This is a genomic window from Pseudomonas sp. B21-010, assembly GCF_024749325.1.
In the GTDB taxonomy this organism is placed as follows: Bacteria; Pseudomonadota; Gammaproteobacteria; order Pseudomonadales; family Pseudomonadaceae; genus Aquipseudomonas; species Aquipseudomonas kilonensis.
The window spans coordinates 5,874,190-5,890,574 of the sequence record NZ_CP087198.1 but is presented as its reverse complement, the minus strand read 5'-3'; the positions used below and the strand labels follow the sequence as shown (position 1 = coordinate 5,890,574).

The following is a 16,385-nucleotide window of genomic DNA, read 5'->3' as shown; positions in this document are numbered from 1 at the left end:
ACTCACCGATTCCCGGATTGGAATGCAAGACCCTGTGGGAGCGAGCTTGCTCGCGATGACGGTATAACAGCCGACAGAAATGTTGAATGTAATGGCCTCATCGCGAGCAAGCTCGCTCCCACAAGGGGCTTTGGCCAGTCTTTAAACAGTTGAGGCCTGCATGCCCTTCGATCTCGCCGCACGCCTGGCTGCCCGTCGTGCCGACAACCTCTATCGCCAGCGCCCGCTGCTCGAAAGCCCGCAGGGCCCGGAAGTGGTGGTGGACGGCCAGCCGTTGCTGGCGTTCTGCAACAACGATTACCTGGGCCTGGCCAATCACCCGCAAGTGATCGAAGCCTGGCGCGCCGGGGCGCTCCGTTGGGGTGTCGGTGGTGGCGCCTCCCATTTGGTGATCGGCCACAGCAGTCCTCATCACGCCCTGGAGGAAGCCTTGGCCGACCTGACCGGCCGTCCACGGGCGTTGCTGTTCACCACCGGCTACATGGCCAACCTCGGCGCGGTCACCGCGCTGGTGGGGCAGGGCGACACGGTGCTGGAAGACCGCCTCAACCATGCTTCGCTGCTCGATGCCGGGCTGTTGTCCGGTGCGCGTTTCAACCGTTACCTGCACAACGATGCCCAGAGTTTGGCCAGCCGCCTGGAGAAAGCCACCGGCAATACCCTGGTGGTCACCGACGGCGTGTTCAGCATGGACGGCGACATTGCCGACCTGCCGGCCCTGGCCCGTGAAGCCAAGGCCAAGGGCGCCTGGCTGATGGTCGACGATGCCCACGGCTTCGGTCCACTGGGGGCCCATGGCGGCGGTATCGTCGAGCATTTTGGCTTGAGCCAGGATGACGTGCCGGTGCTGGTGGGCACCCTGGGCAAGGCCTTTGGCACCGCCGGGGCTTTTGTCGCCGGCAGTGAAGAACTGATCGAAAGCCTGATCCAGTTCGCTCGCCCCTACATCTACACCACCAGCCAACCGCCGGCCCTGGCCTGCGCCACGCTCAAGAGCCTTGAGCTGCTGCGCAGCGAGCATTGGCGGCGCGAGCACTTGCAGGTGCTGATTCGTCAGTTCCGCCAGGGCGCCGAGCAGATCGGCCTGCAATTGATGGACAGCTTCACGCCGATCCAGCCGATCCTGATTGGCGATGCGGGACGGGCCATGCGTTTGTCGCAAATGCTGCGTGAGCGCGGGCTGATGGTTACGGCGATCCGCCCACCCACCGTACCGGCCGGCAGCGCCCGTTTGCGCGTAACACTGACCGCCGCCCACAGCGAGGCTCAGGTGCAGCTGTTGTTGAATGCACTGGCCGAGTGTTTTGCCCTGTTGGGACCGGAGCCAAGCGATGCGTGATCGACTGATATTGCTGCCGGGCTGGGGCTTGGGCGTTTCACCGCTGGAGCCGCTGGCGGCGGCGTTGCAAGGGCTCGACGAACACTTGCGGGTGGAAATCGAACCGTTGCCGGCGCTGCTATCGAACGATCCGGATGAATGGCTCGAAGAATTGGACGCCACCGTGCCCCAGGACGCCTGGCTGGGCGGTTGGTCCCTCGGCGGCATGCTGGCCTCGGCGCTGGCGGCGCGTCGGGGTGAGCGCTGCTGCGGCTTGCTGACCCTGGCGAGCAATCCGTCCTTTGTCGCCCATGAGCAATGGCCGAGCGCGATGGATGGAGAAACCTTCGATGGTTTTCTCGCCGGCTGTGCGGCCGACCCACGCCAGACCCTCAAACGCTTCAGTTTGTTGTGTGCCCAGGGCTGCAGCGACCCACGCGGGTTGTCGCGGTTGTTGTTGGCCGGGGCGCCGAGTACTTCACCCGAGGTCTTGATGGCTGGGCTTGAAGTGCTGGCGCAACTGGACACACGCGCCGCGTTGCAGCGCTTTCGCGGCCCGCAACTGCATTTGTTTGCCGGGCTTGACGCCCTGGTACCGGCCGAAGCCGCGGGTGAATTGCTGGTCTTGCTGCCGGATGTCGAAATCGGCCTGATCGAACAGGCCGGCCACGGATTCCTTCTGGAAGACCCGCACGGTGTAGCGGCGGCGATCCAGGCTTTTTTGCATGAGTCCGGCGATGACTGATCTGTCTCTTCCCAAATTGCCCGGTGCCTTGCCCGACAAGCGCCAGGTAGCGGCTTCGTTTTCCCGGGCGGCAACCAGCTATGACAGCGTGGCCGAACTGCAGCGCGACGTGGGCCAACAGTTGCTCGGGCGCTTACCGTCTTCGTTCATCCCACATCGTTGGCTGGACCTGGGCTGCGGCACTGGCTATTTCACCCGGGCGCTGGGCGCGCGTTTCGGTGAGACAAACGGATTGGCCCTGGATATCGCCGAAGGCATGCTCAACCATGCGCGTCCCCAAGGTGGCGCGGCACATTTTGTCGCTGGTGATGCTGAGCGGTTGCCTTTGCAAGCGGCGAGCTGTGACCTGGTGTTCTCCAGCCTGGCGGTGCAGTGGTGTGCGGATTTTACCGCGGTGCTGAGCGAGGCCCATCGTGTGTTGAAACCGGGTGGGGTGTTTGCCTTCACCAGCCTCTGCGTAGGCACTTTGTACGAATTGCGCGACAGTTGGCGTCAGGTGGATGGCTTGGTACACGTCAACCGTTTCCGTGGGTTCGAGACGTATCAACACCTTTGCACGGACAGTGGGCTGAATGTCGTCAGTCTGGAAAACCGTCCCCATGTGTTGCATTACCCCGACGTGCGCAGTCTGACTCACGAATTGAAAGCCTTGGGCGCCCACAATCTGAACCCCGGTCGCCCCGGCGGCTTGACCGGCAGGGCGCGGATCCTGGCGCTGGTTGAAGCCTATGAGCAGTTTCGTCAGGCGCAGGGACTGCCGGCGACTTACCAGGTGGTCTACGCCGTTTTGGAGAAACCGCTATGAGCCAGGCCTATTTCATTGCCGGCACTGACACCGACGTGGGCAAGACCACCGTCGCGGCAGGCCTGCTGCACGCCGCGCGACAGGCCGGTATGAGCACCGCCGCCGGCAAGCCCGTGGCCTCCGGTTGCGAGGTCACGCCCAAGGGCCTGCGCAATGCCGATGCCCTGGCGCTGCTGGCCGAGTGTTCGGTGCCGCTTGAGTATGCCCAGGTCAATCCGCTGGCATTCGAGCCGGCCATTGCGCCGCACCTGGCCGCCCGGGAAGCCGGTGTGGCGCTGACGGTGCAATCCTTGCTGGGGCCGATGCGTGAGGTGCTGGCCTTGGAGGCCGATTTCACCTTGATAGAGGGCGCGGGCGGCTGGCGTGTGCCGTTGGCCAATCAGGATAATCTTTCGGACCTGGCAATGGCCCTGGGCCTGCCGGTGATCCTGGTGGTGGGCGTGCGCCTGGGGTGCATCAGCCATGCGCTGCTGACCGCCGAGGCCATCGCCCGGGACGGTCTGCAACTGGCCGGTTGGGTGGCGAATATCATCGACCCCAAGACCTCGCGCCTGGAAGAAAACCTCGCCACCCTGGCCGAACGCCTCCCGGCGCCTTGCCTGGGGCGAGTACCGAGGGTCAAAGGCATCACTGCCGATATCGTGGCCGCGCATCTGCACCTGGATCTGCTGGATTAATCATCCAAGGGAAGGTTTTCACTATGACAAGGCACTGTGCCATTAGTGTTTTTGTCGGGCCTTTTCCTTGGGGTTCTGCTTCAATGGCCATTGTCGACCCTTCAAGAAGACGAGCTCTGCCATGGAAATCTCAGGAAGTACCGCGTTCTATGCCGGTCTGAGCACGATTCAGACAGGGCAGAACCGCGTCGATCAGGCCTCCAGCCAGATCGCCAACAATACGATCGAGCGTTCGGTCACCAGCCAGTCGTCCGAAGTCCAGGTTGATCGCCTGCGGTCAGTGGATCGTAGTCAGCAGTCGGACCTGGCCAGCAACATGGTTGAACTGTCCCAAGGCAAGTTCCAGGTGCAACTGGGTGTTAACGTCGCCAAGGCATCCGACGAAATGCTTGGTACGTTGATCGATACCTTCGCCTGATCCTGCCCTTCAGATTTACGAAAACGCCGCGATTATTCGCGGCGTTCTTGTCTCTAACGTCTTATTGCTCAACTAATCTTTTCCTACGCGCATCGCGGATTCTTCAGCGCGATGGATTTCCCGTGTCCGGCATTTTTCTCAGGCTGATGACGAACGGCAAAAGATCGGCGCTTGACAAGATTTGGGCGTAAACGTATGTTTCAAACAACTGTTTGACCGCTACAACAAATCCACGCGGTCGTTCATTCCCGGTTACATCAGCAGAGGTTTATCGCTATGCCTGACTACAAGGCCCCCTTGCGTGATATTCGCTTCGTTCGTGACGAACTGCTTGGCTATGAAGCGCATTATCAGAGCCTACCGGCTTGCCAGGACGCAACTCCGGACATGGTTGACGCCATTCTCGAAGAAGGCGCCAAGTTTTGTGAGCAGGTGCTGGCGCCGCTGAACCGCGTGGGCGACATCGAAGGTTGCACCTGGAGCGAGTCCGGGGTGAAGACCCCAACGGGTTTCAAGGAAGCCTACAAGCAATTCGTCGAAGGCGGCTGGCCAAGCCTGGCCCACGACGTCGAGCACGGTGGTCAAGGCCTGCCGGAATCCCTGGGCCTGGCGGTCAGCGAGATGGTCGGTGAAGCCAACTGGTCGTGGGGCATGTACCCGGGCCTGTCCCATGGCGCGATGAACACGATTTCCGAGCACGGTACGCCCGAACAGCAAGAGGCTTACCTGACCAAGCTGGTTTCCGGCGAATGGACCGGCACCATGTGCCTGACCGAGCCACACTGCGGCACCGACCTGGGCATGCTGCGCACCAAGGCCGAGCCTCAGGCCGACGGTTCCTACAAGGTTTCCGGTACGAAGATCTTCATTTCGGCCGGCGAACACGACATGGCCGACAACATCGTCCACATTGTGCTGGCGCGCCTGCCGGACGCACCGGCGGGTACCAAGGGCATTTCGCTGTTCATCGTTCCCAAGTTCCTGCCTAACGCCGACGGCTCCATCGGCCAGCGCAACGCGGTGAGCTGCGGTTCCCTGGAACACAAGATGGGTATCCACGGCAACGCCACCTGCGTGATGAACTTCGACGCGGCCACCGGTTACCTGATCGGCCCGGCGAATAAAGGCCTGAACTGCATGTTCACCTTCATGAACACCGCACGCCTGGGTACCGCACTGCAAGGCCTGGCCCACGCCGAGATCGGTTTCCAGGGCGGCCTGAAATATGCCCGCGATCGTTTGCAAATGCGTTCCCTGACTGGCCCGAAAGCGCCAGACAAGGCCGCTGACCCGATCATCGTTCACCCTGACGTGCGTCGCATGCTGCTGACCATGAAGGCTTTCGCCGAGGGTAACCGGGCGATGGTCTACTTCACCGCCAAGCAGGTCGACATCGTCAAGTACGGCGTGGATGAAGAAGAGAAGAAAAAAGCCGATGCACTGCTGGCATTCATGACGCCGATCGCCAAGGCCTTCATGACCGAAGTCGGCTTCGAATCGGCCAACCACGGCGTGCAGATCTATGGTGGCCACGGCTTCATCGCCGAGTGGGGCATGGAGCAGAACGTTCGCGACAGCCGTATCTCGATGCTGTACGAAGGCACCACCGGCATCCAGGCCCTCGACTTGCTGGGCCGTAAAGTGCTGATGACCCAGGGCGAGGCACTCAAGGGCTTCACCAAGATCGTCCACAAGTTCTGCCAGGGCAACGAAGGCAACGACGCGATCAAGGAGTTCGTAGAACCCCTGGTTGCGCTGAACAAGGAATGGGGCGAGCTGACCATGAAGGTCGGTATGGCGGCCATGAAGGATCGCGAAGAAGTCGGCGCGGCATCGGTGGACTACCTGATGTACTCCGGTTACGCCTGCCTGGCCTATTTCTGGGCCGACATGGCGCGCCTTGCGGCGGAAAAACTCGCAGCCGGCACCACTGAAGAAGCCTTCTACACCGCCAAGCTGCAGACCGCGCGCTTCTACTTCCAGCGCATCCTGCCGCGTACCCGTACCCACGTGGCAACCATGCTGTCGGGCGCCAACAACCTGATGGACATGAAGGAAGAGGACTTCGCGCTGGGCTACTAAGCCTCACGCGGTTCTTCCAAAAGCCGCTGCGTCTTCGGGAGCAGCGGCTTTTTCATGTCTGCCACAAAATCTGTATCCACCGCAGGCCCTTGTGGGAGCGAGCTTGCTCGCGATGGCGTTTGTTCAGTCAGCACCTTCATGGCTGACACACCGCTATCGCGAGCAAGCTCGCTCCCGCAGGGATCAACTAGGATCCTGAAACAATATTCATCCAACTCGACCCTAAGAAAACCGCCCCCTCTGCCGTTACAGCGATGGCAGTGTGACATCTGTCATATCTCGCGTGCCTTACTGCTCCTGTTGCGGGCACAATGCCATCTTTGATTAGCCGGGTCGGAGCTTTACCCTTGCCGCGTTCTTCCGCCGTACGTTTCAGCCATTTCCTACCGTCATTGCTGCTGTTGCTGGCGGGGCTTGCGGCTGCCTACGTCAAGGATCTCAACGTTTTCTTCACCTCGCTGTTCAACGTGCTCCCCACGTTGGTGTTGTTGCTGGGTGGGGCGTATTGCGCGGTCTACCGACGTCAACGTGAACTGTTCCTGATGGTCACGGTGTACATCGCCTATTTCCTGCTGGACACCCAGACTGACTTCTATCGCGATAACGGCAAGGTGCGCGAAGACGCGGCGGTGGTGTTCCATCTCGTTTGCTTGTTGTTGCCGCTGTTGTTCGGGGTGTTCGCCGCGTGGCAGGAGCGCACGCACTTGTTTCAGGACATGGTGGCGCGGTTCGCGGTGTTGCTGGTCTTTGGCAGCGTGGCGCTGGCCCTGGAGCAGAGTTTTCCCCAAGCCTTGCTGTTGTGGCTTTCGGAGATCCGCTGGCCGGCGTTGCACGGCGCCTGGATGAGCTTGATCCAATTGTCTTACCCGATGTTCGCCGCCGCGTTCCTGCTGCTGGCCTGGCAATATTGGCGCAACCCCCGGCCACTGCATGCTGCGCAATTGGTGGGGGTGCTGGGGTTGTTCTGGATGTTGCCGAAAACCTTCATCCTGCCGTTCACCCTGAACATCATGTGCAGCCAGGTGATGTTGATGATCGCCGCGGCGGTCGCCCATGAGGCCTATCAAATGGCCTTCCGTGACGAACTCACCGGCCTGCCAGGCCGTCGGGCACTGAACGAACGCATGCAGCGCCTGGGGCGCAACTATGTGTTGGCGATGAGCGACGTGGACCACTTCAAGAAATTCAACGACACCCACGGCCACGATGTGGGTGACCAGGTCCTGCGCCTGGTGGCCAGCAAATTGTCGAAAATCGCCGGTGGCGGTAGGGCGTATCGCTACGGCGGTGAGGAATTTGCCCTGGTGTTCGCAGGCAAGACCATCGACGAGTGCATGCCCCATTTGGAAGTCATCCGCCAGTCCATCGAGACGTACGCCATCCAACTGCGCAACCCCGACAGTCGTCCCCAGGACGACCAACAAGGCCGTCAGCGCCGTTCTGGCGCCGGTGCGTCCAGCGTCTCGGTGACGGTCAGCATCGGCGTCGCGGAACGCCTCGAGCAACGCACGCCTGAAGAAGTGCTCAAGTCCGCCGACCAGGCGCTGTATAACGCCAAGGGCGCGGGGCGTAACTGTGTGGTTGCCTTCGGCCAGAACCGCCGCGGCGCGGTGCGCATGGAAGCCGCCGCGGGTTGAGTGATGACGGCGCATTCAGCGTCTGGACTGTGATTGTGAGCCTGGGTGGCCGGCAGTAGGTTGCAACGATCTGCTACCGGAGAAAACCACCATGCCCGAGTACAAAGCCCCGCTGCGTGACATGCGCTTTCTGATCGATCACGTCTTCGATTTCCATGGCCGTTATGCCGAACTGGGCGCCAGCGATGCCAGCCCGGACATGGTTAGCGCGATCCTCGAAGAAGGTGCCAGGTTCTGTGAGAACGTGCTGGCGCCGCTCAATCGCTCCGGTGACGAAGAAGGTTGCCATTTCGACAACGGCGTAGTCACCACGCCGACAGGCTTCAAGCAGGCTTTCGCACAATACGTGGAGGGCGGCTGGCATGGGCTGGCGGCGGACCCGGCGTATGGCGGCCAGGGCCTGCCCAGCTCCCTGGGCCTGGTCATCAGCGAGATGATCGGCTCCAGCAACACGTCCTGGGGCATGTACCCGGGCCTGACTCACGGCGCCATGTCGGCGATCCATGCCCACGGCACGGCAGAACAGAAACAGACCTACCTGAGTAAACTCACCGCCGGCCAGTGGACCGGCACCATGTGCCTGACCGAAGCCCACTGTGGCACCGACCTGGGCATTATCAAGACCCGCGCCGTGCCCCAGGCCGACGGCAGCCATGCGATCTCCGGCAGCAAGATCTTCATTTCCGCCGGCGAACACGACATGAGCGATAACATCATCCACCTGGTGCTGGCCAAGTTGCCGGACGCCCCCGCCGGGACCAAAGGCATCTCGTTGTTCATCGTGCCCAAGTTCCTGCCCGACGCCACGGGTGAGGCCGGACCGCGCAATGGCGTGTCCTGTGGCTCGATCGAGCACAAGATGGGCATCAAGGCATCGGCCACCTGCGTGCTGAATTTCGACGGGGCCAAGGGGTTCCTGATCGGCGAGCCGAACAAGGGCCTCAATTGCATGTTCACCATGATGAACCACGCCCGGCTCGGCACCGGCATGCAGGGCCTTTGTCTGGGCGAGGCGAGCTTCCAGGGCGCCATCAAATACGCCAACGACCGTTTGCAGATGCGCGCGCTGACCGGCCCCAAGGCGCCGGAAAAGGTCGCCGACCCGATCATCGTCCATCCAGATGTGCGCAGGATGTTGCTGACCATGAAAGCCTTCAACGAAGGCAATCGGGCGCTGACGTATTTCACCGCGCAATTGCTCGATACCGCGCACCTGAGCCCGGACGAAACCGCCCGCCAGGAGGCCGAGGACCTGCTGGCGTTCCTCACCCCGATCTGCAAGGCCTTCATGACCGACACCGGGCTGGAGGTGACCAACCACGGCATGCAAGTGTTTGGCGGTCACGGCTTCATTCGTGAGTGGGGCATGGAGCAGTTGGTGCGAGATTGCCGCATCGCGCCGATCTACGAGGGCACCAATGGCATCCAGGCCCTGGATCTGCTGGGGCGCAAGGTGCTGGGCAGCCAGGGCAAGTTGTTGCGCGGTTTTACCCGGATCGTCCACAAATTCTGCGCCGCGAATGCCGGACATCCGCAGCTCAAGGATTACGTCGAGCAACTCGACGGGCTCAACCAGCAGTGGGGCGAACTGACCACCCGGGTCGGCATGGCTGCCATGAAGAATCCCGATGAAGTGGGGGCCGCCTCCGTGGATTACCTGATGTACAGCGGCTACATCATCCTGGCCTACCTGTGGTTGCGCATGGCCTTGGTGGCCCAGGCGCAACTCGACAGTGGCCAGGGTGATGGGGATTTCTGCCGGGGCAAGTTGGCGACGTGTGAGTTTTACTTCAAGCGCCTGTTGCCGCGCACGACCGCCCATCGGGCTGCCGTCGAGGCGGGGAGTGATTGCCTGATGAAGCTGCCGGCGGAGTTGTTTGCGCTTTGATAGAGGGAATGCCAAAGATCGCAGGCTTCGCCAGCTCCTACATTGAAATGCGTATTCTCTGTAGGAGCTGGCGAAGCCTGCGATCTTTCATGATGACTAAAAATAACAAAACAGTCATGAGTTGACCCTATGTGTCGCAAAAGTTGTTGAGGTACACTCAGTCCATTGCGAAAACCGTCTTTTACGAACCAACTGTTTAGATCCTGCGAGGTTTGCCATGGCTGACTACAAAGCGCCCCTGCGCGATATGCGCTTCGTCCTCAATGAAGTGTTCGAGGTCGCGAAACTCTGGGCCCAATTGCCGGCGCTGGCCGATACCGTGGATGCCGAAACGGTCGAAGCGATCCTTGAAGAAGCCGGCAAAGTCACCAGCAAAAGCATCGCGCCCCTCAGCCGCGCCGCTGACGAAGAAGGTTGCCACTGGGCCGACGGCGCCGTCACCACGCCGGCAGGTTTCCCACAGGCCTACAAGACTTACGCTGAAGGTGGTTGGGTCGGTGTCGGCGGTGACCCGGTGTACGGTGGCATGGGCATGCCCAAGGCCGTTTCGGCCCAGGTCGAGGAAATGGTCAACTCCGCCAGCCTGTCCTTCGGTTTGTACCCGATGCTGACCGCCGGCGCCTGCCTGTCGATCAATGCCCACGCCAGCGAAGAACTGAAAGCGGCATACCTGCCGAACATGTACGCCGGCGTCTGGGCCGGTTCCATGTGCCTGACCGAGCCCCACGCCGGTACGGACCTGGGGATCATCCGCACCAAGGCCGAACCCCAGGCCGACGGTTCCTACAAGGTCAGCGGCACGAAGATTTTCATCACTGGCGGCGAACACGACCTCACCGAGAACATCATTCACCTGGTGCTGGCGAAACTGCCGGACGCGCCGGCAGGCCCCAAGGGCATCTCGCTGTTCCTGGTGCCCAAGTTCATGGTCAATGCCGACGGCAGCCTGGGCGCGCGCAACGCGGCCAACTGCGGCTCGATCGAACACAAGATGGGCATCCAGGCATCCGCCACCTGCGTGATGAACTTCGACGAAGCCGTGGGTTATCTGGTGGGCGAGCCGAACAAGGGCCTGGCGGCGATGTTCACCATGATGAACTACGAGCGCCTGGGCGTCGGTATCCAGGGCCTGGCCTCCGGTGAGCGTTCCTACCAGAACGCCATCGAATATGCCCGTGACCGCCTGCAAAGCCGCTCGCCAACCGGTGCGCAGAACAAGGACAAGGTCGCTGACCCGATCATCGTCCACCCCGACGTGCGTCGGATGCTGTTGACCATGAAAGCCTCGAACGAAGGCGGCCGGGCCTTTTCCACCTACGTGGCGATGCAACTGGACACCGCCAAGTTCAGCGAAGACCCAGTCACGCGCAAGCGCGCCGAGGACCTGGTGGCATTGCTGACACCGGTGGCGAAGGCCTTCCTGACCGACCTGGGCCTGGAAACCACCGTTCATGGTCAACAGGTGTTCGGCGGCCACGGTTACATTCGTGAATGGGGCCAGGAGCAACTGGTGCGCGATGTGCGTATCACCCAGATCTACGAAGGCACCAACGGTATCCAGGCGCTGGACCTGGTGGGGCGCAAGATCGTCGGCAGCGGCGGTGCGTTCTACAAGTTGTTTGCCGATGAAATCCGTCACTTCACGGCCACCGCGAACAGCGATCTGGCGGAGTTCATCAAGCCGTTGAACAGCGCTGTCGACTCGCTGGACGAGTTGACCGACTGGCTGTTGGACCGGGCGAAAAGCAACCCGAATGAAATCGGCGCGGCCTCGGTGGAGTATCTCCAGGCGTTTGGCTACACCGCGTATGCCTACATGTGGGCGCTGATGGCCAGGGCGGCCTTGGGCAAAGAAAGCCAGGATGATTTCTACGCGAGCAAACTGGGCACGGCGCGGTTCTATTTCGCCCGCCTGCTGCCGCGTATTCATTCCTTGAGCGCTTCGGTCAAGGCGGGCAGCGAGTCGCTGTTCCTGCTGGAAGCCGGCCAGTTCTGAAATCATGACGATGTGTAAGCATTAGCTTACACATCGTGCTGGCGTTTTCCCTCTATCGGCGAATTGGATCCAGGGCTAATCTAGCTTCCATGGATGTAGCGCAGGACGCGCAAAGTAACAACACGGACACGTAGGATTCTGCCAGGACGGCAGAGTGAAATGGATGTCAGGGAAACAGTCTGCAAAGCCCCGCTTCGGCGGGGTTTTCTTTTGCCTGCGTTTTTTGTTCCTGGCAGGCGCCCTCCATCGAGGCTGCTTCTGGTTGCGTTTCACTGAACCCTGGCGAGCGGCCTGGGGTCAATGAGCTATATGGCAATTTGGCCATCGTCGATCAGGAGTCATCCATGGATTTCATTCGCATCATTATCGCCATCCTGCTGCCGCCACTGGGGGTGTTCCTGCAGGTCGGCTTCGGCGGGGCTTTCTGGCTGAATATCCTGCTGACGCTGCTGGGTTATATCCCTGGCATCGTGCATGCGGTGTACATCATCGCCAAGCGCTGAGAACCTGGCGCGAATTTAAAGATTTGTTGGGAGCCCTGTGGGAGCAAGCCTGCTCGCGATAGCGGTGTATCAGTCTATAGGGATGTTGACTGGACCATTGCTATCGCGAGCAGGCTCGCTCCCACATTGGTTTGGCATCTCCCTATGTGGGGCCATCCATCACCTTGCGATAGAACAACCACTCATGCTCCAGCGCATGGGCCTGGTTCGCGGCCTTGCGAAAACCGTGGCGCTCATCGGGATAGTAGTGCGCCTCGACCGCCACGCCGTTGGCCTGTAAAGCACTGACCATGTCGCGGGTTTGCTGCGGTACGACCACCACGTCCAGCTCACCCTGGAAAAAGATCACCGGCACCTGGATGTTCCCGGCGTGCAGCAGTGGGGTGCGGGCGTGGTAGCGTTCGACGTCCTGTTGCGGATCGCCGATCAGCCAGTCCAGATAATCACCTTCGAACTTGTGCGTAGCATGGGCCAGGGCGACAGGATCGCTCACGCCATAGAGGCTGGCGCCGGCCCGGAATACATCATGGAATGCCAGGGCACAGAGGGTCGTGTAGCCACCGGCACTGCCACCGCGAATGAACGCACGTCGGCCATCGACCAGGCCTTGTTCGTCCAGATACGCGACCACCGCGCAGGCGTCCTCGACATCCACCACGCCCCAACTCAAATGCAACGCCTGCCGATAGGCCCGGCCATAGCCGCTGCTGCCGCGGTAGTTGAGATCGGCGACGGCAAAGCCACGTTGGGTCCAATACTGGATACGCGGGTCGAACAAGGGATAACAGGCCGAGGTGGGGCCGCCGTGAATGAACACCACCAATGGCGGCTTCGCGGGGGCGTTCATGGCCGGGTAGAAGAACCCGTGGGCCTCGCCTGACGCGGATGGATAGCGCAGGGTGCGAGGACGGCTGATCTGTTCGACGGGCAATGGCGTGACGCCGCCGGCCAGCACGGCCACTTCGTGGTTATGCCGCTCAATGGTAATGACCGCCGATGGGCGGGTCGGCGAGGCTGCAACGGCGTAGATGAACCGCTCATCCAGCGCCAGGCTACGAAAGCGGGTGTAGGTGCCGGTGAAGTCCTCATCGGTATCGTCACCGTGGCACAGGCCCAGGCGCCCGAAACCCGCTTCGGTCCAACTGGCCAGATACCTGTGTTCGCCCAGCGGCAGCCAGGTGCAGCCACCCAGTTGCCACGGCGCTGGGGCGTGATCGGCTTGGGCGGCAGGCAGTGGTTCCAGGCCCTGGGCCGACTCCAGCCAAGGCTGCCAATAACCACCGCGATCAGTCAGGCAATAAAGACGACTGGCCGCATCGAAGCGCGGTTGCTGGATGGACTCTTCTTCACCGTTGCCCGCGACACAGCGCGGCGCACCCCAACCCGTAGCGTTGCGCTCGGCCAGCATCAAGCGCGTTGCGGTCCAGGGTTGATGCGGACGGCTCCACTCTATCCAGGCGAGCCGCTGACCGTCCGGGCTCACGGTGGGTGATGCGTAGAAATCTGCACCTTCGGCCAACAGATGTCGCTGATGATCCACCAGCCCGATCGACACCAGGCGATGCTGGTTGGCCTGTTCTTCCACCGCCAATACCTGACTGTCGGCGAAGCTCAGATCCCCATAACGGCAGTCACCCGAGGTCAGCGCTATGGGGCGTTCGTCGTTCAGGGATTGGTGGTACAGCTGCTGGTCGGCCTCATTGACGAACAGCACACCGTCATGGCTCAGGCAGAATGATCCACCGCCATATTCATAGACCCGGCTGCGCGCGCTGAACCCGTCCGGTGTCAGGCAACGGGGCATGGCGTCTTGCCAATGCCAGATCCGGCAGGCACCGTCTGCGGGGCGGTATTCATTCCAGAACAGGCCCAAAGGCCCGAGCTGCAGTTCGGCGAAGTCGGTGCCGGCGGCAACGGCCTGGGCGGCGCTGAAAGGCTCAGCCTTTAGCGATGAGGCGCGAGTTTCGTTCATTGCGAAAGGCCAATTGGTCGATGGTTTGCGTGGCGTGCTCGGCGTCTTCCCGCGCCTTGAGAATCACCCCGTGATGTTCGGACTTGCTGCACACAGGGTCGGCGTTGCTGGCGTCGCCTGTGAGCATGAACGCCTGGCAGCGGCAGCCGCCGAAGTCCTTTTCCTTTTCATCGCAGGAGCGGCACGGCTCGGGCATCCAGTCATAACCGCGGAAGCGGTTGAAGCCGAACGAGTCGTACCAGATGTGCTGCATGCTGTGGTCGCGCACGTTGGGAAACTGCACCGGCAGCTGGCGGGCACCGTGACAGGGCAATGCCGTGCCGTCCGGCGTGACGGTGAGGAAAATGCTGCCCCAGCCGTTCATGCAGCCCTTGGGGCGTTCTTCATAGTAGTCCGGCGTGACGAAGATCAGCTTGCACGGATTGCCTTGCGCTTGCAGCTTGGCGCGGTACTCGTTGGTGACACGCTCGGCGCGTACCAGTTGCTCCCGGGTGGGCAGCAGGCCGACGCGGTTGAGCTGCGCCCAGCCGTAGAACTGGCATGTGGCGAGCTCGACGAAGTCGGCTTCCAGGGCGATGCACAGCTCGATGATGCGATCGATCTTGTCGATGTTGTGCCGATGGGTCACGAAGTTCAGCACCATCGGATAGCCGTGGGCCTTCACCGCCCGGGCCATTTCCAGTTTTTGCGCGAAGGCTTTCTTCGAGCCGGCCAGGAGGTTGTTCACCTGTTCGTCGCTGGCCTGGAAGCTGATCTGGATATGGTCCAGGCCGGCCTTTTTGAAGTCGCTGATTTTCTGTTCGGTCAAGCCGATGCCAGAGGTAATCAGGTTGGTATAGAAACCCAGCTTGCGCGCCTCGCCGATCAACTCGGCGAGGTCCTGGCGCACCAACGGCTCGCCGCCGGAAAAACCCAGCTGTGCGGCGCCCATCTCGCGGGCTTCGCGAAAGACCTTGAACCATTGCTCGGTGCTCAGCTCCTTGCCTTGCTCGGCAAAGTCCAGCGGGTTGGAGCAGTACGGGCATTGCAGCGGGCAACGATAGGTCAGCTCCGCCAGCAACCACAGCGGCAAGCCGACTTCAGGCTTGGGCGGCAGACCGGTGCTCTCAGGCAAGTTCGATCCAGTGCTGTGCACGGGCGACCTCCATGAATTGCTCGATGTCGTCACCGAGTTCCGGCACGTCGGGAAACTGCTTCGCCAACTCGCCGATGATGGCCGCGACATCCCGTTCACCATCGATCAGGTCACCGATCAGCGCAGCGCTGTCGTTCAGCTTGATCATGCCTTCAGGATAGAGCAGCACGTGGCCTTTCTGGGCCGGTTCGTACTGGAAACGATAGCCGGGGCGCCAGCGCGGGGTTTTGCTGCGGTCGAAACTCATAAGGTGATCCCTTTGTGCCACACCCGTTGCCCGGTCACGCTGTGATAGGGCGGGCGGTTCAATTCGTAGGCCATGCTCATGGCATCGAGCATGCTCCAGAGGATGTCCAGCTTGAACTGGAGAATCTCCAGCATGCGCTCCTGACCTTGGCGGGTGGTGTAGTGCTGCAAAGTGATCGCCAGGCCATGTTCTACATCACGCCGGGCCTGGCCCAGGCGGGTGCGGAAGTACTCATAGCCGGTCGGGTCGATCCATGGGTAATGCTGGGGCCAACTGTCCAGGCGCGACTGGTGGATCTGTGGGGCGAACAGTTCGGTCAACGAGCTGCTGGCGGCTTCCTGCCAGCAGGCCCGGCGGGCGAAGTTGACATAGGCATCCACGGCGAAACGCACCCCGGGCAGCACCAGCTCCTGGGAGCGCAGTTGATCGGGGTCCAGGCCCACCGCCTGGCCCAGCCGCAACCAGGCTTCGATGCCGCCGTCTTCGCCGGGAGCGCCGTCATGGTCGAGCAGGCGCTGGATCCACTCGCGGCGGATTTCCCGGTCAGGGCAGTTGGCCAGGATCGCGGCATCCTTGAGCGGGATGTTCACCTGATAGTAGAAACGGTTCGCGACCCAGCCCTGGATCTGCTCGCGAGTCGCGCGGCCTTCATACATCGCCACGTGATACGGGTGATGGATGTGGTAATACGCGCCCTTGGCACGCAGGGCGGCTTCGAACTCGGCGGGGGACAGGGGGGTGTCAGTCATTTTGGTTCTCCGGGAAATGCCCGTGGGTTCTGTGGCGTCAGGGCTGGCCCCATCGTCGGATCGCCGCCCGGAGCAAGCTCGCTCCCACAGTAGTTCGAGTTGCATTGGATATCTGATTCACAGCAAAACCAGTGTGGGAGCGAGCTTGCTCGCGATGGGGCCTGTCCAGCTGGATCATGCCTGGCTGACACACCACAACTTCACCCCCACAAT

Annotated in this window: 14 protein-coding genes; 10 read left to right on the top strand and 4 right to left on the bottom strand. The window is 61.5% G+C overall.

Annotated features, from left to right (window positions below; genetic code table 11):
• Positions 1-160: 160 nt before the first annotated feature.
• The 10 genes from bioF to LOY50_RS26295 all read left to right on the top strand — a co-directional run bounded on the left by bioF (position 161) and on the right by LOY50_RS26295 (position 12,069).
• Entirely contained in the window at positions 161-1,339 is a 1,179-nt protein-coding gene (gene bioF / locus LOY50_RS26340; protein WP_057449651.1) for an 8-amino-7-oxononanoate synthase, read from the top strand.
• Positions 1,332-2,063, top strand: coding sequence for an alpha/beta fold hydrolase (locus tag LOY50_RS26335; RefSeq protein ID WP_258689555.1), 732 nt, complete (start codon positions 1,332-1,334; stop codon positions 2,061-2,063). Before bioF ends, LOY50_RS26335 begins: the two co-directional genes overlap by 8 nt.
• Positions 2,056-2,868 (top strand): malonyl-ACP O-methyltransferase BioC, encoded by an 813-nt coding sequence (gene bioC / locus LOY50_RS26330; RefSeq protein ID WP_258689554.1) that lies wholly within the window; start codon positions 2,056-2,058, stop codon positions 2,866-2,868. The genes LOY50_RS26335 and bioC overlap by 8 nt, the downstream gene beginning before the upstream one ends.
• Positions 2,865-3,545, top strand: a complete 681-nt coding sequence (gene bioD, locus LOY50_RS26325; RefSeq protein WP_253469991.1) for a dethiobiotin synthase — start codon at positions 2,865-2,867, stop codon at positions 3,543-3,545. The genes bioC and bioD overlap by 4 nt, the downstream gene beginning before the upstream one ends.
• A gap of 121 nt (positions 3,546-3,666) precedes the next feature.
• Positions 3,667-3,963, top strand: coding sequence for a pyrroloquinoline quinone biosynthesis protein PqqE (locus LOY50_RS26320; protein WP_214509874.1), 297 nt, complete (start codon positions 3,667-3,669; stop codon positions 3,961-3,963).
• A gap of 276 nt (positions 3,964-4,239) precedes the next feature.
• Positions 4,240-6,045, top strand: a complete 1,806-nt coding sequence (locus LOY50_RS26315) for a phenylacyl-CoA dehydrogenase (protein WP_253469988.1) — start codon at positions 4,240-4,242, stop codon at positions 6,043-6,045.
• Positions 6,046-6,392: 347 nt separating this feature from the next.
• Positions 6,393-7,682: a GGDEF domain-containing protein gene (locus tag LOY50_RS26310; RefSeq protein WP_258689552.1), complete on the top strand. Its 1,290-nt coding sequence runs from the start codon at positions 6,393-6,395 to the stop codon at positions 7,680-7,682.
• 91 nt (positions 7,683-7,773) lie between these two features.
• On the top strand, positions 7,774-9,570 hold the full coding sequence (locus LOY50_RS26305; protein ID WP_258689551.1) for an acyl-CoA dehydrogenase C-terminal domain-containing protein: 1,797 nt from the start codon (positions 7,774-7,776) through the stop codon (positions 9,568-9,570).
• Between the two features lie 217 nt (positions 9,571-9,787).
• Positions 9,788-11,566: an acyl-CoA dehydrogenase C-terminal domain-containing protein gene (locus tag LOY50_RS26300; protein WP_258689550.1), complete on the top strand. Its 1,779-nt coding sequence runs from the start codon at positions 9,788-9,790 to the stop codon at positions 11,564-11,566.
• A 344-nt stretch (positions 11,567-11,910) separates the two neighbouring features.
• Positions 11,911-12,069, top strand: a complete 159-nt coding sequence (locus tag LOY50_RS26295) for a YqaE/Pmp3 family membrane protein (protein WP_003177654.1) — start codon at positions 11,911-11,913, stop codon at positions 12,067-12,069.
• A 142-nt stretch (positions 12,070-12,211) separates the two neighbouring features.
• On the opposite strand, the gene LOY50_RS26290 is transcribed toward LOY50_RS26295, so the two are convergent.
• The 4 genes from LOY50_RS26290 to pqqC are packed head-to-tail and all read right to left on the bottom strand — an operon-like array spanning position 12,212 to position 16,172.
• Positions 12,212-14,041 carry a S9 family peptidase gene (locus LOY50_RS26290; RefSeq protein ID WP_258689549.1) on the bottom strand — a complete coding sequence of 610 codons (1,830 nt, stop codon included), beginning with the start codon at positions 14,039-14,041 and terminating at the stop codon, positions 12,212-12,214.
• Positions 14,007-15,176: a pyrroloquinoline quinone biosynthesis protein PqqE gene (gene pqqE / locus LOY50_RS26285; RefSeq protein WP_258689548.1), complete on the bottom strand. Its 1,170-nt coding sequence runs from the start codon at positions 15,174-15,176 to the stop codon at positions 14,007-14,009. The genes LOY50_RS26290 and pqqE overlap by 35 nt, the downstream gene beginning before the upstream one ends.
• Complete coding sequence (pqqD, locus tag LOY50_RS26280; protein ID WP_258689547.1) at positions 15,148-15,423, bottom strand: pyrroloquinoline quinone biosynthesis peptide chaperone PqqD; 276 nt, start codon at positions 15,421-15,423, stop codon at positions 15,148-15,150. Before pqqD ends, pqqE begins: the two co-directional genes overlap by 29 nt.
• Entirely contained in the window at positions 15,420-16,172 is a 753-nt protein-coding gene (gene pqqC, locus LOY50_RS26275; protein ID WP_253469969.1) for a pyrroloquinoline-quinone synthase PqqC, read from the bottom strand. Before pqqC ends, pqqD begins: the two co-directional genes overlap by 4 nt.
• Between the last annotated feature and the right edge of the window lie 213 nt (positions 16,173-16,385).

Coding starts and splice junctions, on each gene's coding strand:
- bioF (WP_057449651.1), top strand. CDS start 161: ATGCCCTTCGATCTCGCCGCACGCCTGGCTGCCCGTCGTGCCGACAAC.
- LOY50_RS26335 (WP_258689555.1), top strand. CDS start 1,332: ATGCGTGATCGACTGATATTGCTGCCGGGCTGGGGCTTGGGCGTTTCA.
- bioC (WP_258689554.1), top strand. CDS start 2,056: ATGACTGATCTGTCTCTTCCCAAATTGCCCGGTGCCTTGCCCGACAAG.
- bioD (WP_253469991.1), top strand. CDS start 2,865: ATGAGCCAGGCCTATTTCATTGCCGGCACTGACACCGACGTGGGCAAG.
- LOY50_RS26320 (WP_214509874.1), top strand. CDS start 3,667: ATGGAAATCTCAGGAAGTACCGCGTTCTATGCCGGTCTGAGCACGATT.
- LOY50_RS26315 (WP_253469988.1), top strand. CDS start 4,240: ATGCCTGACTACAAGGCCCCCTTGCGTGATATTCGCTTCGTTCGTGAC.
- LOY50_RS26305 (WP_258689551.1), top strand. CDS start 7,774: ATGCCCGAGTACAAAGCCCCGCTGCGTGACATGCGCTTTCTGATCGAT.
- LOY50_RS26300 (WP_258689550.1), top strand. CDS start 9,788: ATGGCTGACTACAAAGCGCCCCTGCGCGATATGCGCTTCGTCCTCAAT.
- LOY50_RS26295 (WP_003177654.1), top strand. CDS start 11,911: ATGGATTTCATTCGCATCATTATCGCCATCCTGCTGCCGCCACTGGGG.
- LOY50_RS26290 (WP_258689549.1), bottom strand. CDS start 14,041: ATGAACGAAACTCGCGCCTCATCGCTAAAGGCTGAGCCTTTCAGCGCC.
- pqqD (WP_258689547.1), bottom strand. CDS start 15,423: ATGAGTTTCGACCGCAGCAAAACCCCGCGCTGGCGCCCCGGCTATCGT.
- pqqC (WP_253469969.1), bottom strand. CDS start 16,172: ATGACTGACACCCCCCTGTCCCCCGCCGAGTTCGAAGCCGCCCTGCGT.